The following is a 22,684-nucleotide window of genomic DNA, read 5'->3' as shown; positions in this document are numbered from 1 at the left end:
CGATACGCATCTCCTGGCGACACGGTGGAGCTCGTGGGAACCGGCAGCGACACACAACTCCGCGACGCGCCCTGACAAATGGCACGCCATCACAACCAGACAGGCACCTGTCAAGGGAGTCTCACCCCCGAATGCGGCCCTCGCTGGGCAGGTACGCTAAGGCCGCTGCGGCACCCTTCCACCTTCGTCCGTGCTTCCGCGGTGAGTCATGGCCTGCCGCGATCAAGACGTCTTCGGGCATGAGGAAGAGACACGGTGCTGATAGCGGACCGATACCGGCTGGGGGACGCCCTCGGGCGCGGAGCGATGGGGGAGGTCTGGCGCGCCTTCGACGAGACGCTGAGCAGACCGGTAGCCGTGAAATTGTTGCTCCCCCAGGATGCCGACCCGACTGCGGCCTCGCGCTTCCGCCTGGAGGCCCAGACCGCCGGCCGTCTCAGCCACCCGCACGTCGTCGGTGTCCGTGACTTCGGCGAGTACGAGAACCGGCTGTTCCTGGTGATGGACCTGGTCGAGGGCGGCAGCCTCGCCGGGCTGCTCGCTGCTCACAGAACACTCTCCGCCGAACGGGTGGCCCGTATCGCCGCCGAGGCCGCGGACGGACTCGCCGCCGCCCACCAGCGGGGCATCGTCCACCGGGACATCAAGCCCGCCAACCTCCTGCTGGACGCAGACGGCACCCTGAAGATCGGCGACTTCGGCATCGCCCGCTTCCTCGACGACCCCGGTAACGCCCTCACCGCCACCGGCCAGATCGTCGGCACCAGCCTCTACCTCGCGCCCGAACGCGCCCTGGGCCGCACCGCCGGTCCGGCCTCCGACGTGTACTCGCTGGGTTGCGTGCTGTACCAACTCCTCACCGGAAGGCCGCCGTTCCAGGCAGACTCCGCGCTCGCAGTGCTCCATCAGCACCTAGACGCCGTCCCTCCAACGCCCCGGCAACTCGGCGTCAGCCTGCCTCCCGCCTTCCAGAACTACCTGCTCGGCATGTTGGCCAAGGAGCCCCAGGAGCGGCCCACGGCAGAGGATGTGGCGGCCTGGTTCGCACGCGGGGCCTGGCTCGGTGCCCCGGAAGCCCTGCCGCAGGAACACCAGGACCACGCTCGCCGGGACGCGCGTCCCGGCACCGGGTCGAGGGTCACTGGGCCCGCGATGTCTCCGCCCACCGCACCCGCCAAAGGCACCATCGTCCCAGCGGCGGACGCTGAATGGAAGACGAGTGTGCACCGAGCGGCGCCACGTCGCCCTCGCCTGCCGTTCCTCCGCCGCTCCGGACTCGTGGCCGCGCTGGGCGCCGCCGCCCTGTTCGCCGTGGCACTCCTCATCGGCATGGCCTGGTTCTCACACGACACCGGCTCGGCGCAGGATCCGCAGGCCGATCCGTCCGCCAGCACCAGTCCGACCATGCCCGTGCCCTCCTCTCCCGCAACACCGGGACTCTCCGCCTCTCCCTCACAGCCTGCCCCCCAGGAGACACTGAAGCCGGCCGACCACGCCGAACCGAAGCCCAAGACGCCTGACAAGCACGGCGGCAAGGCAAAACACTGACGAGAGCCGGAGTGGTTCACCCATGCTCCCGACACCCAGAACCTCCCCGCCCAGGCCACAGATCATGTTCCATCCCAGCTCATGGAACACCCTGAATCCGACCCTGGCCGACCACAACGGATCGCTGCGCGACGCCGTCGTCGCCCGCATCCGGGCCAACCATCACAACGGCAGCGGCTGGAACTACAAAGGGGGCCGAGGGCGACCGCACCCAGTTCGCCTCGGTCAGCCACATCGACATCTCCGGCGCGGCGACGGCTGCCCTCTGCGTCGATGGTGTCGAGCAGCGACATACCCCGCGAACTGAACCGGCAGGCACAGCCTCTGGCCTGAGCAGGGGAGCCACCTCGCCCCTTCGACCACCCCCACCGCCGGGGTCAGTTCCCGTCCGCGTCCTGAGCGCGTTGGTAGAGCTTGGCGATGCCGTCGTCGAAGTACGCGGCGTAGGAGACGTCGTCCTCGTCGCCGCCGCCTTCATGGCCGCCCAGAACGCCGATGACGGTGCCGGTGTGGCTCTTGGGGTCGTAGTCGGCGAGCCAGGGGCTGCCGCTCGTGCCGCCCTCGAAGTCGGTGCACTGGATGCGCAGTTGGGTGTCGCTGAATTTCGTGGTGCGGTTCCGGCAGGAGATCGGGGTGTCACGGCTGGTGGGGTAGCCGGTGATCTCGACTTCGTTGGTGAAGCCGCGATCTGTGCCGAGGCTGTTGCCGCCCAGGACGTCCTGGATGTTCTTGCCGCCCTTCGGGTCGACCGTGAGGAAGGCGACGTCGAGGTCCTCGTCCTGGGATTTGGCCCAGCGGTCGTCGCTCCTGCTCGCCCTCGGCCTCACAGATGGCGCGGCGCGATGGAATCGCTGGGATCATCCGTTCGCCCGCCGCGCCGCCACAGCAACACGCTGAGCACGACCAACCAGACGAAGCCGAGGAAGCGACCGACCGGGATGAAGACCGAGCCGCCTTCGGCGACGAGCGAGCTCATCGACAATACGCTGGCCATCCCGATCACCATGCCGCTCCACGTGACCCAGGCGGGCAAGGCGTGGCTGCCGCGTCCCGTTGCGGCGACCAGGAAGACCGCTACGCCGAGGCTTGCGATGGCCGGCCCGGCACCGGTGATGAAGGACAGGTCCGAGACGGCCCGATACGTGGACAACTCCGCCTTGGCGCTGATCTGGGCCAGAACCCAGCTGGTGCTCGCGGAGAGCACGAGGAGGGCCCCGGCGACGGTGGCCAGCGAGCGGACTACGCCCGCCCGGGCGTCGCTGCCGTGCCTGCGGACGAACGCGGCCAGACAGGGGACGAACGCCAACAGAGCGAGGGCGGACAGCCCCTGGAGCAGACCGAGAATGCGGAAGAGATCCTCCAGCCTGGCTGGATCCTTCAGCCGATACGCCTGTACTTCGGCGTCGCTGGAGTACGGCGTCACCGTGCCGGACGGGCCCAGCGCCCCGGCGATGACGAGACTGGCCACGAAGAACAGGACGTACAGCACGCCGGACAGAGCGCCAAGGTCCCGGCGTTGGGCGCTCGTGCGGGTGAGCGTGGCGGTGGTCACGGAGGCGACCCTCCTGAGGTAAGCGGCGGCGGAGCGGAAGTCCCGGCCCTGGCGTCTTCACCATCACAGAGTGGCTCCTGTCGGGCGTCCCGCCGAGGAAGGCCGTGGGCGTACTCCCGGTGGCGTATAGATCCATCGGCTGAACTGCTCGGAGCGTCGACCGTACTCGCCTCGGATCAGCGGGAGTTACCTCCGTCGGCAGATGCCCTGGACGGTCGGAAGGGAGAGTCTGGCCGCGTGCCTGTGCCCCCGATCTGATTGAGGTGGGTATGCCCCCCTCCGTTGAATCGTCGGCGGTGACGGCGCCCGCCGGCGATGGAGTGCACAGGCGTTCAGGCCACTGGTTGCCTCAGAAGGCCCGTAAGAGCGTGGTCGTTGTGCATGTGGTCGTCTACTGAGGTTGTTGCCGTGATGTCGTCAAGGTGAGGCCGGTTTCAGCGAGACACCCGTCGATGAGGTTGCTGCGGTACTGGATCTGGCGGAGACCGTGCCGAAGTGCGCTCATGAGGTGGTCAGGGTCGGTGAAGGCGGTGTTGACCTGGCTGCTGCGCCGCAGCAGTGACCAGATGCCCTCGACGGGGTTGAGGTCCGGTGCATAGGACGGCAGGAAGTAGCAGGTGATCCAGTCGTGGGTGCCGATGAAGTGCCGTAGTCGGCGGTCCTTGTGGACGTTGAGGTTGTCCCATACCAGCACGATGGGGGCGCCGAGCTGCTGGTGTGCGGCGATGAGCAGGTCGCGGTAGTCGGTCCAGGTGAAACTGCGTCTGCCGCCGCGCTTGTGATCGAGATGCCGCTTGAGCCGGTAGATCAGCCGTGAGAGCTCGCCGTGCTTGTAGCAGGCCAGAGCGCGCGACGTCACCCCGGCACAGCGACGCACCATCCGACCGGAACCGGCCATGGCAGCACGCGCCATTACAGCAGCAGGAGATCGAGCACAAGCTTGGAAAGCTTGAAACGATGGGCCGCCACCTGTGACACGCAGGACGTGGGACGCGCTGAACACAGTGACCCCGTCGGGGTCACGCCGCCTGCTCTCCGGGGAGAGGTACGTGGGCGGCATCAAGACAGGGGCGGGCACGTTTACCCCCCGTGGCGGGTCCGCCCCCTGTTCATCTCGCAGCGTTTCGAGTGGAGTTCACGCCGATGATCAGTGTCATAGTCGCCGCGTACGACCTTCAGGGACAGCTGGGGGTCTGCCTGAATTCGATACTGAACCAATCCTTCCGGGACGTGGAGGTCATCGCGGTCCTGGACCAGTCTGCTGAATGCCCTGCGGGTTTGGTGGATGACTATGCTCGGCGGGATGGGCGGGTCTCGGTCGTGCGGCTGACGGGCGTCGCCGGCATCGGCCGGATACGCAACGCGGGGGCGGAGCACGCCGCCGGTGACTACCTGCTGTTCCTGGACAGCGATCACCTCATCGGGGGTGAAACGCTTCAGGCGATGGTCGATCAGCTGCAATCGGCAGATGAGCCGGATGTTCTTCTCTTCGGGCACACTCGCCTCCATCGCGGCCGCTCATGGGCCGGTGCCGCCGCCGACCTGCTCGCCCGGCAAGGACGTGAGCCCTTCGCCTCGATGGACCAGCCCGAGTTGTTCGGTGCTCCCGCCTACTCATGGGACCGCTTGATCCGCCGCGACCTGTGGATCCGGCAGGAACTGGCGTTCCCCGACGGCCTCCACGAGGAGGTCACAGTCGTCCACCGCGCCATGCTCGCCGCCGACCGGATCGCCGTCCTGAAATGGAACTGCGTCCAGATCCGCCGCCGGCACACTCAGCACCCCGCAGGCTCACCGGACGGCACCCACTTCGACGTCTTCGACCGGTACGAAGAGAGCTTCGACTTGCTCGAGGCGCGCGACGCCCTGGACATCGTGGCTCCCTTTCTCTTCACTCGTATGATCCGTCACTACCTCTTCCTCCTCAATCTCGAGGGATGTCTCTCCCGTTCCGAGCGCCCGCAGTTCTTCCAGCGCGCCAGCGAGCACTACCGGCGGTTCCTCCCCGATGGCTACGAGCACCCCGAAGGCCGGGAGGGTGTCAAGTTCCAACTCGTGGCGAGCGGGAGATACACTGCGCTGGAGGCCGCCAGTCTCCCTCAGCGCGCGCGGAGTTTCGTCTCCCAGGGCGCCGCCGCCCGCGGACGGTAGCCCCAGGCGAGACGGCGAGGGCCGCCGACGCCATCGTGGTCCCCACCGGCGCGATGGCCGACCGCCTTCTCAAGCTCGCCCCGCAGGCCGACCGCCGCAAGGTCGTCCACATCCCCTGGGGCATCCCCGACCATCTGCTCACCGATCCCCCGTCCCGACCCGCTCGCACCTCCGCCAGCCATCTGCGGCTGCTCTACGCAGGGAGGCTGACTGCCGAGAAGGGTGCCGAGCACCTGGTCACAAGTCTGTCCCCCATTCCAGGTGTCGAGCTGAGCATCGCCGCCCCCAGAGCGCAGTTCCACGCCTTGGCCCCGCTGCTCAAGCGGACCGGGGTGCGGGCCCGGTATCTCGGCTGGCTCCGCCGTCCACGGCTGTGGAAAGCCTTCGCCGAGCACGACGTCCTCGTCATACCCTCCACCTCTCTGGAAGCCATGGGCCTGGTCGCGCTGGAAGCCCAAGCCTGCGGCCTGCCCGTCCTGCACCAACCCGTGCCCGGCCTCAACGAAGTCCTCGCCGCGTCCGGAGTAGCCACCGACTTCACCCACTCCGCCGCGCTCGCCCGCGACCTCGACCGTCTACGGACAGCCCCCGGCCTGCTGCCCGCCCTGCGACAGGCGGGCTACGCGAACGCCGCCCGCTACCCACTCACAACTACCGCCCAGGCTCTGGCCGATGTCGGCCACCAACTCACCTAAGACGCAACGGCCACGCCCCGCAACCGACGTCCGACACGCCAATCCCCCACCGGTGCTGCCCGCGTCACTACGCTTATGCGGCAGGTTGCCCACAGCGAACAGGGAGACCATGACGTACGGCATCAACCACATCGAAGCCCTCCTGGACGAAGGTGTTCGCGACAAGGTCTACCCCGGCGCTGTATGGGCAGTCGGTGACGCCACCAGCACCCGCGCCCACGGTGCCACCGGGGTCCTCGACCCCAAAGAGCCGGACGTGCCGATGCGGCCCGACACTGTCTTCGACGCCGCCAGCCTCACCAAGATCCTCGCCGTGTGGTCCTCCATCGGCGCCCTCTGGGAGGAAGGCAAGCTCGACCTCGACGCTCCGCTCGGTACCTTCTGGCCCGAGGTCGACGGGCACCCGCTCGATGCAGTGACCGCCCGTCAACTGCTGGCCCACACCGCTGGTGTACCGCTCCGCGCCCAGCTCAAGAACCTCTACGGCACCGATCCCCAGGACGTCCGCGACGGGGTCCTTCACGAGGCCCTGCACCGCCCGCCCGGCGAGGCCGTCGAGTACACCGACCGGGCCGCCCTCATCCTCGGATACCTCGCTGAGCACCTTTCCGGCCAGCACCTCGACCATCTCGCCACAGAGCGGACCTGGCAGCCACTGGGCATGGACTCCACCCGATTCGGACCACTGCCCGCCGAGATCGCCGCACGGTGCGCACCGACCGAACTCGACCAGGACACCGACACTCACCTCAAGGGCACCGCCCACGACTTCTCCGCCCGGCTCCTGGGTGGAGTGTGTGGCATCGCCGGCGCCTTCACCACCCTCGACGACCTCGCCGTCTTCCTGCGCTACATGCTGGACACCTCGACCGGCCTGGGGCGAGCCGGATTCGGCCCGGCCTGGACAAGGCAGTCGCTGAGCGTCCAGACCGGCACCCTGGATCCTGTACGCGGCCTGTTCTGGCACCCCGCCCCTGGCACGCACCTCGCCGACGGCATCTGGGTCCACTACGGCTTCACCGGCACCGGCATGTGGATCTCGCCTCAGCAAGGACGGTGGGCAGTACTGCTGACCAACAAGCTCTACTACACCCGCGACCGCCAGCCCCTGACCGACGTCCGCAACGCCTTCCGCGCTCTTGCGTTCGCCTGAAGCAACCAGTGGCCGTCCTAGGTACGCCTCGATAAGCCCCAGCCGACATGGTGAAGGCTTCGGCCCCCGAGGGGGGCCACGGTTCGGCCGGAGGCCGCCTATGCGGTGGACCTCTTGGCTGCGGCTCGGGCCGTCTTCGCGTTTGCCGCTGCATGCAGCCGTGCGAGGTGGGCGCGTCGTGAGAGGGCGGTACGTAACGTGATGCCCGTTTCGGGCTTTCGGGTGGGGCTGTCGGGCTGGTCGTGGCCTGACCAGGCGGCTACGACTGCGGCTTGGCGAACAAGCCCTGCTCGGACTCGATCAGGATTCCGCGTTCGGCCAGCCGCTTGAGTCTGAGCCGGACGTTGTTGACGTTGTTGGGTGCGATCTCCAGGTCCATCGCCTCGCAGACCGCCCGCGCCCGCAGCGGGGCGTCGGCTGCGGCGAACACCGCCATGATCTGCTGGTAGGCCGGATGGTCCGGCAGCTTCACGGGCGGCGGTGTCGGCGAGGCCGACTCGGGCAGCGCCGGCAGCGTCTTGCCGGTGATGCGCACCTCTTCGGCAATTCGGCCGAACTCCTCCAGATGCGCGGTGAGTTCCGTGATGCGCGCTCACGTCGCTTCGGCCAGCGTGGCGATCTCACGTTCTTGTTCCTCCAGGCCGGCGAGAACCGCCCCGAGGGTGAGCTCGTCGTTGTTCATGCGCCGCGCCAGGTGGGGGTGTGATGAGGCTCCTTGAATCTGGCTCTGGCCGCAAGTCCGCGGAACTGCGGCCAGAGCCGTTTTTGAAGTTTCATCAGGTGAAGGTGGCGGTGAGCATCCTGGACATCCGGTCGCTTATGGCTCGTCGCCTTCGCGCGCACCGTCGTCGCGCAACAGCCAGCCGGCGCACGATGCCATCGGAGAACCGGTCGGTGAGCGCCCACGGGTTGGATGCGGCGGAGTGCTGGTTGATGTGCATCGTGGCGTCACCGTCGTGCCCTGCCGGGCGAGCATGTCGACGAGGCCGGACTCGCAGGCCGGCTGTACGGCCCGTGCGGGGCGGGTCAGCGGGACGACGATCTCCGGGCCTCACCGATCAAGGCGTGCGTGGCGACCCCGACCACGATCTACAGCCGACTGCTGCGCCCCCTCGAAACCGGCCTACTTCCAGGGGAAGCGGTACGCGCGATAGCTGTTCACGCCCGTGGGGAACTGGGCCTTGAACACGACCTTCCCCGAGGGGTTGAACTCGGAGATGTACGGAAGCGATCCCCATCCGACGAACGCCCCTCCCCGGCGGAGCGGCTGCGCGTTGCCCTGCGAGGACGCGCTGAGGTAGTCCGGCTGGTTCACAGACTTCACCAGCGTCGCCGTGCGCGCCTTCTCGTCCACGCGGACGGTGACGACACGGCTGAACGGAAGCTCCTCCACCGCCCCGGCCCCGGTGTTCGCGGCCCCCGCGGACTCGTTGTCGAACCAGCTGTACAGGCCGCCGCCGAGCGGTTCGGGATCGTGCTGCCACGAGAAGATCGTCCCGGCCGTGTTCAGGTAGTGGCCGGGCGCGGCCTGCTCCTTGAACGTGCCGGCCTTGCCGCCGAGCTGCCACAGCACGGTGCCGGCGTGCCGGTCGACCTTGTACGTGGTCCACGTGTTCCGGGCATCGATGAGCAGGTCACCATCGGTGTCGGGCTTCACCGCGTTGATGTGGAACCAGTCCCACGGCTTGTTCGGCGACGACGGCAGCGGCTGCTGGCTCTGCGCGTACGGCACGTGATCGGCCGCCTTCCACTGGAACAGGACCCGGCCCGTGCGGATGTCTATCTCCTGCACCACCCCGTCGATGACCGCCTGGTGCGCGGAGCCGCCGATGCCCGTCAGATCTGCGGTCTCCTGCTTGTACGCCAGGATGAGTGCCGTGCCACGACCCGTGATCAGGAACTCGTGCCCGTCGGCGGTGTACCCGTTCCCGGCACGGACCTCGGCGACCTTCTGATACCGGTTGTCGTAGATGTAGTTCACCCCGCTCGCCAGGGAGCCGAGCCCGGTGCCCTGCCACCAGGTCAGAACCGGCTTGCCCCGATAGGTCTGGGCACGGAAATCCGCCGCCTGGAGTCCGGCCGGCGTCTTGTGAGACCACACGACACGCTTACCGTCGCCGCTCAGGATCTCCACTCCGTTGGAGTAGGCGCTGTTCGCCGAGTTCGGCGAGACGAAGATGTCCCCGTGGCTCGCTGTGCCCCTGTCGGCAAGGACCGTCAGTGGCGGCAGCGGCTTGCTGTCCGGGGATGCGGATGCGGTGCCGGCCAGCGGCAGCAGGCCGGTGACGACAGTGGTGGCCGCAGCGATCAGGACCCGCGCGGGTATGGAGTGGTGACGCATCAGGTATCCGTTTCTGGCAGCCCGTATCCGAACCGGTCGGCTCGGTCGGGCGTGCCAAGAAGGCGCACACCCGACCGGGCATGCGCAGTGAGAGATGGCAACTACAGGAAGGTGCTACCGCGCACAGCCCGCGAGGCTGTCAGGCACGGAGGGAGGCCACTGGAGGCGGAACGGCTCTCAACAGGGGCGACACGCAGCAGAACACACCCGCATGTGGTCGATGTGACCGCGAGTCGTGAGGATCTTCCACCGCTGCATGCAGCAGAACGTAGCCGCGCACGGACCGGAGCGTCAATCGACGTCCACGCAGCGAACAGCATGACCAGCCTGGACTGTGACCCCACCTCCACCGGTGGTTCTCCCTGACTGGGAGCGAGGATTGCGGTGGCTCGGCATCGGCGTTCTACTCGGCATCTTTATATCTGTCCTGTCCGCGGCCTACTCGTAGCCGTCGGCACCGTCAAGATCCGGTCAGCGCCCCGACGCTCCAGAGTCGGGAGAAATCTGGGAGAAGATCTCCTTCCATAGGCCCACAGTCGCCCTGCAGTGCCCAGGAGGCTTCGGCGCCTCCGCCGGGTCAGCTCAGCCGCTACGGCTTCCGAGCCCAGCCCACGGGCGAGCGCCCCAGGGCACATCCAGGGCACATGAGTCTGGGAAACGGCGTTGACCCGTGAGAACTACCGAGAGGACTTTCCCCAGGTCAACGCACATTTCATCGCGAAACCGCAGGTCAGCGCCCCGCCACCCCCAATCGCTGCACAAGCGACACCACACGATGAGAAAGGGTTAGAGTCGGCGCAGTCCGATCAGCACCCTCTCCAGCAGCGCGTGGGCGGGGGCATCGCCGAGACCGGTCGTCGCCCCGTGAACGACGATCAGTCCGCGCTCCGCCATGTCACCGAGAAGCACCTTGGCCACGCCCAGCGGCACCGCCGCCAGTGCCGCCACCTCGGCCACCGACCTCGGCTCCCGGCACAGGTCGAGCACCGCACGATCCCACTGCGTGGCAGCACCCGGGACGCCGGTCGGGTCGGCGGCGCTGACCAGGGTCTCGACCTCGAACTGCCAGTGCGACTCGGTTCGGCCACCCGTCCATACGTAGGCGCGCACGAAAGCGGCTGGTGCTTCCTGCCCCGCGTTCCCCGGTTCCCAGGCGGCCGGCCGGTCTTCCAACCGGGGCGTCTGCCCGTACGACTCGGCGGCAGGCGGCAGCGAGGCTTCGCCGCTCTCGTCGTGTGTCCTGTCCTGCGGCGTGCCCCGCGAGCCAGAGGGCTTCCGCTTGCGTCGTCCGCTGCCGAGACTGAACGCGTTGAGCACATCGGCGAAGGTCTGTTCGTCCTCCGCTTCCTGATCTCTTCGAGGGCCGGACGGGCCTCCACCGGTGCTCATGTTCACCTCGTGCGGGCTATCGGGCGGCAGCCTGCTGGAACTGCTGCAACTCGGTGCGGAGTTCCGGAGTCAGCATCTCGCCGACCTGGTCGACGAGCACGGTCATCTCATAGGCGATCTGGCCGATTTCGCAGTCCGGAGCTGCCAGAGCCACCAGACACGAGCCGTCTTGAATCGACATCATCAGCACGTTGCCCAGCTCCATCTGGATCACCGTGCGCAACACGTTCCCCGTGTCGAGACAATGGGCAGCACCCTGGACCAGGCTGACGGCACCGGCCGCGATGGTGGCGAGCTGCTCGGCCCGATCGGCTGCCAGCTGATCGGAAGCGGTGAGCAGCAGCCCGTCGGCTGAGATCACCACGGCGTGCGCCACATTGGGAACTCGCCGCGTGAAGTTGGTGACCAGCCATCCGAACTGGTTCACCTCCGGGGAGTGGGTTGATGTCATGGGTTCTTCCTGCCCGTGGCCGATGGATTGTGCGTGTGATCGGGCTGCGCCCGACGGATACCGGACTGGTAGCTGCTGAGGAAGCTCTGGGCTCGGCCGGCGTTCGAACTCACAGCTGCCCCGTTGCCGGTGGCAGGGCGCTCGGCCTGGGCCGGAGCGGGTCGCGTACGCGGAACCCTTCTGGGCAATCCGGCCTGTGTGAGGTCGGCTGACTGCTCGGGCTCCTGGATACCGTGCCCGGCCGGGTGTCCCGCAGCAGCCGCGGGCGCCGGGCGGCCTGTCGGCTCCGGACCGCCGGGGGCCGTGGGCGAGGACGACGGGACCGGCACGGGCCCCTCGGCCGCGGCGCGCGGCACCGGTGTCTCCACGCTGCCGTCGGGGTCGGCACCGGGTGCGGCCGGTACCGACGCCGATGCGGCAAGGGTGAACCACGACGATCCGGTGGACTTGCGAGGCACGTCCTTGTCGGGGGGGACAGGCCTTGTGGTGACGGCGGCCTTGCGGACCGGCCGCTGCGGCAGGCGTGCTGCCGTGTCACGGGTGTCCGTACGGTGGCCGCGCGCCCGCGTCGGAAGCGCGGTGGCGGGCCGTCCGGCCGTGGTCGGCGGCCGGCCTGCTCGGGGCGGAGTCTGGGCCGTGACCAGCTTGGCCGGTACCAGCACGCGGGCGCGCAGTCCCCTGACGCCCGGCTGCGAGCTCAGGTGGACGGAGATATCGTGCCGACTGGCCAACCGACCGACCACGAACAGGCCCAGCTGCCGGGACGCGGCCGTACCCATGGCGGTGTCCGTCGTCACACGCCGGTTGGCCGCGGCCAGTTCGTTCTCGCCCATCCCGATGCCCTCGTCCTGGATCTCGACCAGTACCGAGCCGTCGGGCTGCCGGGTGCTGCCGATGACCACCTGGGTGTGCGGAGGGGAGAACGCGGTGGCGTTGTCGAGCAGTTCGGCGAGTAGCCGTCCCAGGTCACCGGCCGCGTACCCGATCAGGTCGACGGGCGGACTGGGCTGGACGAGCACGCGCTGATAGTGCTCGATCTCGGAGACAGCACCCCTCAGCACGGTGTCCATCGCCGCACTCTGGGAGGAGCGCACCAGAGTGCTGCCGCACAGGACCATCATGTTCTCGTTGTTGCGCCGCATACGCGTCGCCAGGTGATCGAGCGTGAAAAGACTGGCCAGTTGCTCCGGGTCCTCCTCGTGCCGTTCGAGCTGTTCCATCAGCAGCAGCAGACGGTCCACGAGGCTCTGGCTGCGCCGGGAGAGGTTGACGAGGGTGTCCCGGAGGTCGGTGCGCAACGCGGCCTGCTCCGCCGCCAGGCGCACGGCCTGGGAGTGCACCGTGTCGAACGCCCTGGCGAGCTGGCCGAACTCCTCGGTGGTGTGGACCGGCACGGCGTCGACCACGACGTTCGCCTGCCGCCCCTCGCGCATGCGCGCGACGGCGGCGGGCAGCCGGTGCTCGGCCACATCGAGTGCCGTGGAGCGCAGCACGGCCAGCGACCGCAACAGATGCCGGCCGATCCCGAGACCGATGGCCAGGGCGAGCAGCAGCACGGCGAAGAGGATGACGGACGCCAGGCCCGCCTGATTGCTCGTCTGGTCCTGAAGCCGGGCCGACGTGGTGCGCAAGGTGCGGAGGAAGCCGTCCGACACCTTGTCGACGAGCGCTCCGGTGCTCTCCGAGTCGCTGTTCCAGCTGTCGACCGACACGGGCAGTGAGCTGGTGGTGGTCTGCTGTGCGCCCGCGCCGCGGGGCGCGGCCAGCATGACGCTCACCACGTGCGCCCGTCGGCTGACGGCCGGTCCGGTCACCGTCCGCTGGTAGTCGCTCAGTTCCGTGGGGGTCGTCACGGTGCGGAAGTCGGCAAGCCTGTCCCGCAGGCGTACGTCGGCCTCGTGCAGCGCCATGCGGAGCCGCGGGTTCATCGGATGGCCTCGGCCGGCCGTCTGGAGCAGGATCGCGTGCTCGCGGTGGATCTGCTCCTCGGCCGCCTCCAGGTCGTACAACGCGGTCGCCGGTCGGGAGAGTTGAGGAGCAGTGAACCCGCTGAGGAGCGCTTGGTCCAGATCGAGCAGCCCTGTGATGATCGCGCCGTAGTCGTTGAGCGCGGTCCAGGAACCGATTCTGTCGGATGCCACCTGCGCGCGAACGGTGGGCAGGCCTGCAAGAAGGCCGACGGCGTCGCGATAACGATGCGCCGCGACGCCGGTAAGGGGCACGTCCTGCTTCCTGGTGCCGGCGACGGCGGCCTGTGCGCTGTCGACGCTTTGCTTCTGCTGCCGCAGACCGGCCGGGTCGCCGGCAGTGTCGCCACTCAGTCGTTCGACGGACATCGTGCGTTCCATCTGCAGGGCTTCCAGCAGAGTCCGCAGCTCACCCCGCATCTTGACCAGGCGTTGTATGCCCCCGTAGGAGTTGGCGCGAGTGACGTCGCCGTGGATCTGCACGACGCCCAGGCCGACAGCGAGCAGGGCGGGCACGACAAGCACCGCCGCCAGCTTCACCAGCAGCCGCCAGTTGCGCCACTGCACGAGCGGAGCCCACCACGACCGCCGGACAGGACGCTCGGCCGCACGCCTGACCGCGGTCACGATATGAGCTCCGTACTCGGCACAGCTTGCTGGGGTGGACCTATCACGATGCCGCTTTCTCCTGGGTTTTCACCTGAGCAGGATAGGGATGCCCGGCAGCACGGGGTGGTGCCGGAGGAGGGACCGACTGCCTGCGGTCACGCCGCGGTGGGCGAACGCAGGGGCGGGCATACGCCCTGACTGGTGGAGGAGCGCATCCCAAGGGCTAAGGAATGGGTCAACCAACGACTCCCGACCGGCCGGGCGACATCGCGGGCGCGCCGAAGAAAACCCATCGGCTGTTCCACCTCCCACTGTCGAGTGCGTAGCACCACACACCAAGTGGCCACCTGTCAAGTACATTGCATCTCGGGCGAGTTTAGGGCAGCCGGGTGAACGACAACAAACGGCCCCCGTACCGGCGCCGACGAGGCAATCCAGTAACTCACACGTCCTTCACATTCGGCGTTACCGTCTGCCGTAGCACACCCACTCATGGTTCGGTTCGGTAAATGCCGAGTGACGAAAGAATCAAGTCGACGTCGACTTGCGGCTGTTCGTGGCATCGAATGGTCAAGCCGTCCCCAGGGGAGCTTCAAAACGCCCCTGCAGTATCTGCACTCACCGTGCGAGTCGGGGGGTGTTGTTTGACGGGAGGCCACGCCTCACTACACTCCACCGCTCAGGGGGCCACGGCTCGCTCCTTCGCTTCGTCCGTCGCAGGAGCACCCGTGCGTCCTCCTGCCCGAAATCCCAGGAATGAGGAACGTGACCAGACCGGTGAGGTCGCCCGCCCTCAAGGTGTCCGAGCGGCCTGCCGTACGGGAGTTCGCCGGTCCTCGTCACGACGGCGAACCCGATTACCGTGCGATTCAGCAGAGCCAGGAGTTCGTCAGGCTGCGCAGGCGGCTCCGGTTGTTCGTCTTCCCGATGAGCGCGCTCTTCTTCTTCTGGTACGTGACGTTCGCTCTGCTTTCTGCCTACGCCCACGGATTCATGAGTCACAAGGTGACAGGAGAAATCAACACGGGCACCATCCTCGGTCTGGCGCAGTTCACGACCACGGTCGCGATCGTCCAAGCATACCGGCGCTTTGCCCGGAAAAGGCTTGACCCGGAGGTGGACAGGATCCATGAACTGGCAGGAGTCGAAAAGGAATGACACGGCAGATCGCGGCCGGTGAAACTGGTAGCCCCACGCTCAATCTGAGCGTGTTCCTGATATTCGTCGCCATCACTCTGTTCATCGTCTACAAGGCCACCAACCGAAACCAGACGGCGTCCGACTACTATGCCGCCGGCAGTGCGTTCACCGGCATGCAGAACGGCATCGCGATGTCCGGTGACTTCCTCTCCGCGGCTTCCTTCCTGGGAATTTCCGGGGCGATCGCCGTCAACGGATACGACGGATTCCTCTACTCCGTCGGATGGCTCGTCGCCTGGCTGGTCGCCCTCCTGCTCATCGGCGAGAGACTGCGCAACACCGGGCGGTTCACCGTCGGTGACGTGATGGCCTTCCGTATGAAACAGCGCCCGGTGCGGGCCGCGGCGGCCAACGCCACCCTGGTGATCACGTTCTTCTACATGCTCGCGCAGATGGCCGGCGCCGGCGGACTGGTCGCCCTGCTGCTGAACGTGCACACCAGGGGCGGACAGGCACTCCTCATCACCGGCGTGGGCGTCGTCATGCTCCTCTACGTGCTGGTCGGCGGGATGAAGGGGACGACCTGGGTCCAGATCATCAAGGCCGGGCTGCTCCTGGTCTGCGTGACCTTCATCAGCGTCTTCATCATCGGCAAGTTCGGATTCAGCTTCTCCGCGCTCCTTCAACAGGCCACCCAGCACAGTCCGTTGGGTGAGCGGCTGCTCGACCCGGGCAACGCGTACGGCCGGAGCGCGGCGAGCCAACTCGACTTCGTCTCGCTGGCGCTGTCGCTGGTCCTCGGCATCTCCAGCCTGCCGCACGTGCTGATGCGCTTCTACACCGTGCCCAACGCCAAGGAGGCGCGCAGGTCGGTGGTGTGGTGCTCCTGGTCCATGTTCACGTTCTACCTGGGAATCCTGGTCGTCGGTTACGGCGCCACCGCCCTGGTGGGCTCCGACGCGATCATTCGCGCCCCGGGTGGGCAGAACTCCGCAGCTCCCCTGCTCGCCTTCCATATCGGTGGAGTCGTGCTCCTGGGAATCGTCTCGGCAGTGGCCTTCGCGACGATCCTCGCGGTCGTGGCCGGTCTGACCCTGGCCGCTTCGGCTTCCTTCGCCCACGACGTCTACGCCAACGTGATACGCCGCGGGAAGGCCGACCCCCGGTCCGAGATACGAGTGGCCCGCATGACGGCGGTCGTGGTCGGTTTCCTGGCCATCGTCGGCGGCATCGTGGCCGACGGTCAGAACGTCGCCTTCCTCGTGTCCCTGGCGCTGGCGCTGGCAGCGTCCGCCAATCTGCCGACGATGCTGTACACGCTGTACTGGAAGCGCTTCAACACTTCAGGCACGCTGTGGAGCATCTACGGCGGACTGGTGTCCTGCCTCGTCCTCATCGCCTTCTCGCCGGCGGTCTCGGGTACTCCCACGTCGATCATCACGAGCGCCGACTTCCACTGGTTCCCGCTCACCAATCCCGGCATCGTATCGATTCCGCTGTCGTTCGTATGCGGATTCCTCGGCACCGTGTTCAGCAGGCGGCCCGCAGATCCGGACAAGCACGCGGAGATGGAAGTCCGGGCGTTGACCGGAATCGGTGTCCAGCTGTAGTCGGCAGCGGCACGGCCGACAATTCTTTGCCGAGACGGAGCCGGCCGGGCCGGCCGGTGGCCAGGTCTCCGGGTGACATCGCCCAACGGACGCTGCGGCCGGCGCCGTCGGTCCCGCCGGTGGCCACGGCGCCGGGGCTGACCACATCGACGCGGATCGGGCTGTCGGTGGATTCGTCGGCGAGCGTGCAGGTGAACCCCAGGGCGGCGGCCCTGGCGCCGGTGCGCAGCGTGCGCCGGGACATGTGCGGGTCCGTGCCGCGCGCGCTGAACGCGCAGAGCGATGCGACGGTGACGACGGTGCCCTCCCCTGCCGCGAGCGTCCCGGGCGCCGCGGCGCGGACCGAGCGGACGGGGGCAACGGCGTCGAGGGTGACCAGGCCGTTGATTGTCAGCCGGGACGACATAGGTGAGCCGGGGCCTGGCCGGCGGCCAGGAAGCGGAACGCGACATCGTCAACGTACTTGCGCTCGATCGCCCGCGAGGAGCGCACTCCTGTGGTGTAGCCGTAGATCAGCAGCCGCACCATCAACCGGGGGTCGTAGGGCGGGTAGCCGCGCTTCTCGGTGTAGTCGGCCAGGACCGATCCGAGGTCGAGCACCTCGTCGACCAGGTCGGCGACGAACCGGGCGAGGTGACCCTCGGGCAGCCAGTCGTCCAGCGACGGAGGCAGCAACAGGACCTGGTGCGGGTCGAACGCCCGGAACCGCTTGTCCACCACCGCCGGACGACCCTGCGGCCGCTTCTTCTCCGCCGGCTCGACCTCGAGCAACCCTTCGTCGCTACCCACGCCGAGATCATCTCGCACGTGATCAACCCGAGGTCGCGCTGCTCTCCGCCGAGCGGTTGAGCGTGGATATGCCCCACAGTTCGGCGATGCGACCGTCCTTTACCCGGAAGATCTCCATCATCGAGGGCGGAGACTGGTCCTCGACGGCGCCCGCCAAGACGCCATGCAGGGTCGTACGAACGGCGACCTTGTCCGCGTCCACGACCATGTCCTCGACGATGACCTGGATGTCGGGGAACCTGGTGTGTAGCCCGCTCCACGCCTTCACGACGCTGTCGACGCCGACGGTGCCCAGCGGATGGCTCACGAAGTCGGCAGAGAAGATCGTCTCTGCCGCAGCGAAGTCACGAGCGTTGAACGCCTCGTACATGCGCTGCGCAGTGGCCCTTACGTCGTGGGTCATATCGCTCCCGAGTCGTTGGCGACCCAGCAGTCAACCACGCCCTGGCCCTTGGTCCCACGGCATCCGTATACATGTGTGATGACCACCCCACCACGCACATGGAGATCACCCCGCGCAAACGACCATGAAACGCATGCACATTGCCGCTCACTGACCCATGCTCCTAGCCGATGTGCGCATCACTCCCGGCGCTCATACAGTTCCTCGTCCGTCATCGCGTCGATGTCGGGCACCTGGCCCGGGGCGTCCTGCTCCTGCCTCGGGCAGCGTCTTTGGTCTCGGCCGCCTCGAAGGCCATCGAGGCGGGGCTGCGCCCCGATGCGCAGAATCTGCGAGATGACTCCATCGTCGGCGCATCCTTGGCAGACGTTCCGGCCCGGTCGTCGGGCATACCCCGCAGGACCGGCCGCTACCGCCGTACGGTATCCGTAAGGCTGGTTGGCCCCGGCACGGCGACCGGGCGGGGGCCAACCGCTTACTGCCGGGTACGGCACTGTGCGTGGCCCGCCCGATCAACGACCCGACCGACGATGACACCGAACGGTCGGCGATTCCCACGGGGCCCTGGCAACGGCCGCACCAGTCGCGCCATGCCGACCCAGGAAACTCTGCATTCCCGAACCTGCCCCGGGTTCACGGGAGTTCCGGCTGGCGAACGGTTCATGCCACAGACGGCCTCACCCTGGACGGGTACCCCCACGTGCGTCCAACGGATGCGGGGAGTTCCGGAACAGGCTCATGCACTCCAGCTCGGCCTCCTTCCCGGACAGCGAGCTCGCTCCGGCTCGCGATGTGCTCCGTTACCCACTGGGCGGCATCACCGCACGATCTTTCTCCCCTGCACCCGGCGGAGTGGTGACGACGGCTCACCGGCACGATGACCCCTTGGCGGTCCGCCCCGAGCCGATCCGGCTGACCTCTCGTCAGCGTGCGCCCACCATGGATTGAGCCTCCCGCTCGTTCAAGGTTCGGCAATGACTGGCGCGGCCGTTGAACCGACCGCGAGCGCGGCACGTATCGCGATGGGATCCGTCGTGCGGGGCGATCCGGTTGCTCGTTCTCCGCCACGCCCGGAAGGGTCCCCACCGTCATGACCGTCGTGCGCCCGCGCGACCGTGGGCCACTCCCCACGGAAGGACGCACAGTGAGGAGCACTGCAGTGGCCCGCAAGGACCTGGCACAGTCGTCGCGTACTGCGCGGCGGGAGCACGCCCGGCGCCGCAAGCTGTCGAAGGTGTCAGTCGCGCTGATAGGCGGCCCCGTGATTCTTGCCGTCGTCGCGGGGTCGGTGTTCGCGGCGGATGTCCGTGCCCAGCACCGCCCGCAAAAGAGCCAGGCAGCCCCCGTGCACCCCGACGCGGCGGCCCGCAAACCCGATCCGAACTGCACGCTGTTGGTGCCGGACAATCCGCTCACCGCCCGTGGCCTGGCCACGCCGTACAGACTCGTCGCGACCGATCCGGCACAGGGACCCTGTCACGAGGCCAACCCCGACCAGTCCGCGTTCGTGGAAGCCGCCATCGTCACCCCGAACGGCAAGCTGACCCTCTACAACCCGTTGGTGATCGACAAGGGAACGAGGCCGGCCGCGCCCACCGCCCGGCCCTCGGTGCCGCGCGGCTCGACTGTGGGTATCTGGTTCGGTTACAACAGCGCCGAGCTGACCTTGCGGGCAAGCGGCCGTCGGGACGGTCCAGCCCGGGGCCAGTGTGTGAACGGCCTGCCGGGATCGGTCTTCGGTCAGTTCGCGTACTGCAATGCGCCGGCCTTCTTCCGGGCCGCCAACGCCCAGATCGCCAAGGGGCACCTCAGGATTCCGGCGCTCGGGAGAGCCAAGGACGGCCTGCCCTGTCCGACCACACGGGACTTCTCCGTCGTGGACCAGGACGGCAGCGACAACGTGGTGACCCACTACCTCGCCGACGCGCACGGCCGGATCGCCCAGAACAACGCCGCGAGCAGGGCCGCACTCAAGAAGGCCGCCCGGCTGACCAACCGCGGCGACCGCCACCACCGGCACAACGGCAGGACCAGGTCAGAGACCACCCGCGCTCCCAAGGACCTGGCCAATGGCAGCGACAACCTCCTGCTGACCCAGTTCATGGACCCTGCCCTCGGCTGCAAGCCCTTCACCGCGCCCGACCAGTCCGGCGACGGCCGGGCCACGTCCGCCCTCGCGCTGGACGAACTGTCCGCCGCGGCACACCAGAAAGCGCCGATCGCGCTGGTCCCGCGGAACGACCCGATGACGCTCGTCGACGGCCGTGGCAGCGTCGCGAAGACCGACGCGTACCGCACCGGAGTCGACATGCCCGCGGTCGGTGCCGGCGCCGACGGTGACGGAGCGGCCTTCTGCACCACCCTCTTCCGCGATCCGGCCGGCATCCAGCGCGTCTTCAAGGACAAGGCGCTCTTCGAGAAGGCGCCCTCGCCGGACCCGGCCATGGCGCCGAACCTCTTCGGTTTCCTCGCGGCACGGGCCAACCAGACGTTCACGAACCTGGGCTGCGATCGTCTGCTCGGCGCCGCCGACCCTGTCGTCCTCACCATGAACGCGGGCGGAGTGGTCACCGACGCGGTGCTGACAGCGCTCGGCCGGACGTCGGCCTCGGCCGCTCCCTCGACCGGCACCTCCCCGTCCACGTCGCCGAGCACCCCGTCGGCCGGCAGGGGCGCAGGTACGACCGCCACCACCCAGGCCACCTCACCGACCAGCGCCTCCGCCTCCCCGTCCCCGACAACACCGTAGCCCCAAGGCCACCGCTACGGCTCCCCGACAGCCACGCCGACCCTCGCGTCGCCCGGCCGCACAGCTCTTGGCGGTGCTTCCCTGCACCCGGCACTCCGGTACACCCAGCACCCTCTACACCCGGCGGAGTAGTCACAACGGTCACGACAGCTCCCCAGCACGATGACCCCAGATGTGCCATGGACGAAGCCGTTCGCTGTGACAGCTGATCTTCGCCGAGCCGAGACGGAGAGCGAGACGCAGGCGGGGCCGCCCCTCCGGCGTCCGCTCCGCCGTCAGCTCCTGCCGAGCACACGTACCGGCCACGCCCTCCCGGCTGCGCCGCGCCGCCGCAGGGGCCCAGGTACGTGCGGGCCACCGACATCCTCGCGCACGCAGAGACCTGAGGCACGGCGCGCCCACCAGTCGTCCTCATGCAGGCGCCTTCCCCCCCTGCGATGGAAACACCCGTCGCCGGGAATCGGCTGACGCCGCCCGACCGCCAACCGTAATGCGCCGAGGAGAGTGCCAGGGAAAAGCCGGACAGCACCAGAAGGAAGACGGTTGCGAGGCGCCCGAACATCAGGCCGTCCAGCCACGGAGGCGCCGAGGTCATCGTCGACGACGCCGGAGCGATCCAGCTCGTAGATGCCCCGACCGCCGTACGCGACGTCAGCGAACGCAAAGGCGCCGCTTCCAGGCCCCGTCCGCAACGGCTCACCGCCGTCCCCCTCTTGACCGAGCTGGTCTCCGAGCCGCCAGTGCCGGTCGGCGAGGGTCACTCCTGCAGGTGGCGGGCCAGGCGAAACCGGTCCAGGCCCTCGGAGAGGTCCACGATCGGGTCGGGGTAGTCGAGCGTGGCTCGGTCCGCTCCGAGGAGCTTCCACGGCTCGTGCACTGCAGGCGCGTCGATGTTCCTCAGTTCGGGCACCCAGCGGTGGACGTAGGTGCCGTCGGGGTCGTACCGCTTGGCCTGGATGACGGGGTTGAGGACTCGGTTGGGCCGTGTGTCGGTTCCGGTACCGGCCACCCACTGCCAGTTGAGCTGGTTGTTGGCGATGTCACCGTCGACCAGCCAGTACAGGAAGTGGGCGGCGCCGATGCGCCAGTCGACGTAGAGCGTCTTGGTCAGGAAGCTCGCGGTCAGCAGGCGGGCCCGGTTGTGCATCCAGCCCTCGTGGCGCAGTTGCCGCATCGCGGCGTCGATCACCGGGTAGCCGGTACGGCCTTCCCGCCACGCATCGATGTCGGCCTTCGCCGTGCGCTCGGTGCGCCAACGGTCGCCTTTGGCGCGGTAGTCGGCCCGGGCGGCGCTCGGTCGGGCGGCGAGCACCTGACGGTGGAAGTCGCGCCAGGCGAGCTGTCGTACCAGCGCCTCGGCGCCCGGTCCGCCGCGGCGGCGGGCCCGGTGCACCAGCTCTACCGGGGAAAGGGTACCGAAATGCAGGTGCGCGGAGAGCCGGGAGGTGGCGTCGGCAGCCAGGTCGTCCCGGGTGCCGTCGTAGGTGTGCAGGCCGTGCCGCCAGTAGGCGGCCACCCGCTTGCGGCCCTCTGTCTCTCCGCCGGGCGGCAGAGCGGGCGAGACCCCGGTGACCTCGCTTCGGGCGGGCACCGGCTCGCCGTTCACCTGATCAGGAACCCGAACATGACGCGGGGCGGCCGCAGCCGGGCGCAGACGGGCCTGCGCCCACCGCCGGTAGTACGGCGTGAAGACGGCGAAGTGGTCCGACGAGGAGGGGGTCACCTCTCCGGGCGGCACAGCCACGTTGACCGCGTCGTGGACGGACAGGCGGCGGCCGCCGGACTCCAGTGCCCGCCGGAGCCGGTCCTCCCGGCGGGTGGCGAAGGCGCTGTGCGCCGCCGCCATGTACACCTCGTCGGCGTCCGCCTCCCGCACCGCACGGCACACCTCCTCCACCAGGTCGCCGGAGCGCACCACGAGGCGTCCGCCGCGCTCGCGCAGGGAGGCGTCCAGGTCGGCCAGGCAGTCGGCGAGGAAGGCGCTGCGGTTCGGCGTGGCGAACCCGGCAGCTTCGACGGCGAGGTCACGCACGAAGAGCGGGACGACCGCGTCGGCGGACTTCAGCGCCGCGTGCAGCGGCGGGTGGTCGTGCAGGCGCAGGTCGGAGGTGAACAGGACGACCGAGACGCGCATGGG

The 22,684-nt window shown here is 68.4% G+C and carries 16 protein-coding genes and 3 pseudogenes; 7 read left to right on the top strand and 12 right to left on the bottom strand.

The features are described 5' to 3' along the window. Window positions 1-255 precede the first annotated feature (255 nt). The gene (locus AC4OXY_RS38830; RefSeq protein ID WP_491992029.1) at window positions 256-1,548 is read left to right on the top strand and encodes a serine/threonine-protein kinase; all 1,293 of its coding nucleotides are present in this window, start codon (window positions 256-258) and stop codon (window positions 1,546-1,548) included. A gap of 377 nt (window positions 1,549-1,925) precedes the next feature. Here AC4OXY_RS38830 and AC4OXY_RS38825 read toward each other — a convergent pair whose 3' ends face one another. The 3 genes and pseudogenes from AC4OXY_RS38825 to AC4OXY_RS38815 form a co-directional block, all read right to left on the bottom strand. Further along, window positions 1,926-2,375 carry a trypsin-like serine peptidase gene (locus AC4OXY_RS38825; RefSeq protein WP_491992028.1) on the bottom strand — a complete coding sequence of 150 codons (450 nt, stop codon included), beginning with the start codon at window positions 2,373-2,375 and terminating at the stop codon, window positions 1,926-1,928. Continuing rightward, window positions 2,372-3,100, bottom strand: coding sequence for a hypothetical protein (locus AC4OXY_RS38820; RefSeq protein WP_491992027.1), 729 nt, complete (start codon window positions 3,098-3,100; stop codon window positions 2,372-2,374). Before AC4OXY_RS38820 ends, AC4OXY_RS38825 begins: the two co-directional genes overlap by 4 nt. Window positions 3,101-3,491: 391 nt before the next feature. Continuing rightward, window positions 3,492-3,977, bottom strand: a pseudogene (locus AC4OXY_RS38815) (transposase); the annotation flags it as partial. Between the two features lie 266 nt (window positions 3,978-4,243). Here AC4OXY_RS38815 and AC4OXY_RS38810 point away from each other — a divergent pair. From AC4OXY_RS38810 to AC4OXY_RS38800, 3 genes and pseudogenes are all read left to right on the top strand, one after another. Then, window positions 4,244-5,251: a glycosyltransferase family 2 protein gene (locus AC4OXY_RS38810; protein WP_491992026.1), complete on the top strand. Its 1,008-nt coding sequence runs from the start codon at window positions 4,244-4,246 to the stop codon at window positions 5,249-5,251. Window positions 5,252-5,259: 8 nt separating this feature from the next. Next, a pseudogene (locus AC4OXY_RS38805) lies at window positions 5,260-5,946 on the top strand (glycosyltransferase family 4 protein); the annotation flags it as partial. A 109-nt stretch (window positions 5,947-6,055) separates the two neighbouring features. Continuing rightward, the gene (locus tag AC4OXY_RS38800) at window positions 6,056-7,099 is read left to right on the top strand and encodes a serine hydrolase domain-containing protein (RefSeq protein ID WP_491992025.1); all 1,044 of its coding nucleotides are present in this window, start codon (window positions 6,056-6,058) and stop codon (window positions 7,097-7,099) included. A 259-nt stretch (window positions 7,100-7,358) separates the two neighbouring features. Here the strand turns inward: AC4OXY_RS38800 and AC4OXY_RS38795 are convergent, their stop codons facing one another. The 5 genes from AC4OXY_RS38795 to AC4OXY_RS38775 all read right to left on the bottom strand — a co-directional run bounded on the left by AC4OXY_RS38795 (window position 7,359) and on the right by AC4OXY_RS38775 (window position 13,874). After that, window positions 7,359-7,634 carry a hypothetical protein gene (locus tag AC4OXY_RS38795; RefSeq protein WP_491992024.1) on the bottom strand — a complete coding sequence of 92 codons (276 nt, stop codon included), beginning with the start codon at window positions 7,632-7,634 and terminating at the stop codon, window positions 7,359-7,361. A gap of 588 nt (window positions 7,635-8,222) precedes the next feature. Next, on the bottom strand, window positions 8,223-9,440 hold the full coding sequence (locus AC4OXY_RS38790; RefSeq protein WP_491992023.1) for an arylsulfotransferase family protein: 1,218 nt from the start codon (window positions 9,438-9,440) through the stop codon (window positions 8,223-8,225). Between the two features lie 786 nt (window positions 9,441-10,226). Continuing rightward, window positions 10,227-10,829, bottom strand: a complete 603-nt coding sequence (locus AC4OXY_RS38785) for a DUF742 domain-containing protein (RefSeq protein ID WP_491992022.1) — start codon at window positions 10,827-10,829, stop codon at window positions 10,227-10,229. Between the two features lie 16 nt (window positions 10,830-10,845). Then, window positions 10,846-11,280, bottom strand: coding sequence for a roadblock/LC7 domain-containing protein (locus AC4OXY_RS38780; protein ID WP_356035192.1), 435 nt, complete (start codon window positions 11,278-11,280; stop codon window positions 10,846-10,848). Further along, window positions 11,277-13,874 (bottom strand): sensor histidine kinase, encoded by a 2,598-nt coding sequence (locus AC4OXY_RS38775; protein ID WP_491992021.1) that lies wholly within the window; start codon window positions 13,872-13,874, stop codon window positions 11,277-11,279. The genes AC4OXY_RS38780 and AC4OXY_RS38775 overlap by 4 nt, the downstream gene beginning before the upstream one ends. Before the next feature lie 747 nt (window positions 13,875-14,621). Between AC4OXY_RS38775 and AC4OXY_RS38770 the strand changes: the two genes are divergently transcribed. Together AC4OXY_RS38770 and AC4OXY_RS38765 are read left to right on the top strand one after the other, a co-directional pair. Further along, window positions 14,622-15,014 (top strand): DUF485 domain-containing protein, encoded by a 393-nt coding sequence (locus AC4OXY_RS38770; RefSeq protein WP_362822745.1) that lies wholly within the window; start codon window positions 14,622-14,624, stop codon window positions 15,012-15,014. After that, complete coding sequence (locus AC4OXY_RS38765; RefSeq protein WP_491992020.1) at window positions 15,011-16,606, top strand: monocarboxylic acid transporter; 1,596 nt, start codon at window positions 15,011-15,013, stop codon at window positions 16,604-16,606. Before AC4OXY_RS38770 ends, AC4OXY_RS38765 begins: the two co-directional genes overlap by 4 nt. Here AC4OXY_RS38765 and AC4OXY_RS38760 read toward each other — a convergent pair. The 3 genes and pseudogenes from AC4OXY_RS38760 to AC4OXY_RS38750 all read right to left on the bottom strand — a co-directional run bounded on the left by AC4OXY_RS38760 (window position 16,527) and on the right by AC4OXY_RS38750 (window position 17,798). Beyond that, window positions 16,527-17,012: an SDR family oxidoreductase gene (locus AC4OXY_RS38760; protein WP_491992019.1), complete on the bottom strand. Its 486-nt coding sequence runs from the start codon at window positions 17,010-17,012 to the stop codon at window positions 16,527-16,529. The genes AC4OXY_RS38765 and AC4OXY_RS38760 overlap by 80 nt on opposite strands. Window positions 17,013-17,020: 8 nt before the next feature. Next, a pseudogene (locus AC4OXY_RS38755) lies at window positions 17,021-17,323 on the bottom strand (transposase); the annotation flags it as partial. Window positions 17,324-17,417: 94 nt separating this feature from the next. After that, window positions 17,418-17,798, bottom strand: a complete 381-nt coding sequence (locus AC4OXY_RS38750) for an ester cyclase (RefSeq protein WP_491992018.1) — start codon at window positions 17,796-17,798, stop codon at window positions 17,418-17,420. Window positions 17,799-18,942: 1,144 nt separating this feature from the next. On the opposite strand from AC4OXY_RS38750, the gene AC4OXY_RS38745 reads away from it, so the two are divergent. Next, the gene (locus AC4OXY_RS38745) at window positions 18,943-20,547 is read left to right on the top strand and encodes a hypothetical protein (RefSeq protein ID WP_402069241.1); all 1,605 of its coding nucleotides are present in this window, start codon (window positions 18,943-18,945) and stop codon (window positions 20,545-20,547) included. A gap of 757 nt (window positions 20,548-21,304) precedes the next feature. On the opposite strand, the gene AC4OXY_RS38740 is transcribed toward AC4OXY_RS38745, so the two are convergent. Continuing rightward, window positions 21,305-22,681 (bottom strand): cryptochrome/photolyase family protein, encoded by a 1,377-nt coding sequence (locus tag AC4OXY_RS38740; protein WP_491994708.1) that lies wholly within the window; start codon window positions 22,679-22,681, stop codon window positions 21,305-21,307. Window positions 22,682-22,684: the final 3 nt, after the last annotated feature.

The organism is Streptomyces sp. HUAS MG56 (genome assembly GCF_058673395.1).
This window is presented reverse-complemented; position numbering and strand designations above follow the sequence as displayed.

What these genes read in the sequence shown, in the direction of transcription:
- AC4OXY_RS38765 (WP_491992020.1), top strand. Translation starts at nt 15,011, where the DNA reads ATGACACGGCAGATCGCGGCCGGTGAAACTGGTAGCCCCACGCTCAAT.
- AC4OXY_RS38785 (WP_491992022.1), bottom strand. Translation starts at nt 10,829, where the DNA reads ATGAGCACCGGTGGAGGCCCGTCCGGCCCTCGAAGAGATCAGGAAGCG.
- AC4OXY_RS38810 (WP_491992026.1), top strand. Translation starts at nt 4,244, where the DNA reads ATGATCAGTGTCATAGTCGCCGCGTACGACCTTCAGGGACAGCTGGGG.
- AC4OXY_RS38780 (WP_356035192.1), bottom strand. Translation starts at nt 11,280, where the DNA reads ATGACATCAACCCACTCCCCGGAGGTGAACCAGTTCGGATGGCTGGTC.
- AC4OXY_RS38760 (WP_491992019.1), bottom strand. Translation starts at nt 17,012, where the DNA reads ATGTCGTCCCGGCTGACAATCAACGGCCTGGTCACCCTCGACGCCGTT.
- AC4OXY_RS38790 (WP_491992023.1), bottom strand. Translation starts at nt 9,440, where the DNA reads ATGCGTCACCACTCCATACCCGCGCGGGTCCTGATCGCTGCGGCCACC.
- AC4OXY_RS38750 (WP_491992018.1), bottom strand. Translation starts at nt 17,798, where the DNA reads ATGACCCACGACGTAAGGGCCACTGCGCAGCGCATGTACGAGGCGTTC.
- AC4OXY_RS38740 (WP_491994708.1), bottom strand. Translation starts at nt 22,681, where the DNA reads ATGCGCGTCTCGGTCGTCCTGTTCACCTCCGACCTGCGCCTGCACGAC.
- AC4OXY_RS38800 (WP_491992025.1), top strand. Translation starts at nt 6,056, where the DNA reads ATGACGTACGGCATCAACCACATCGAAGCCCTCCTGGACGAAGGTGTT.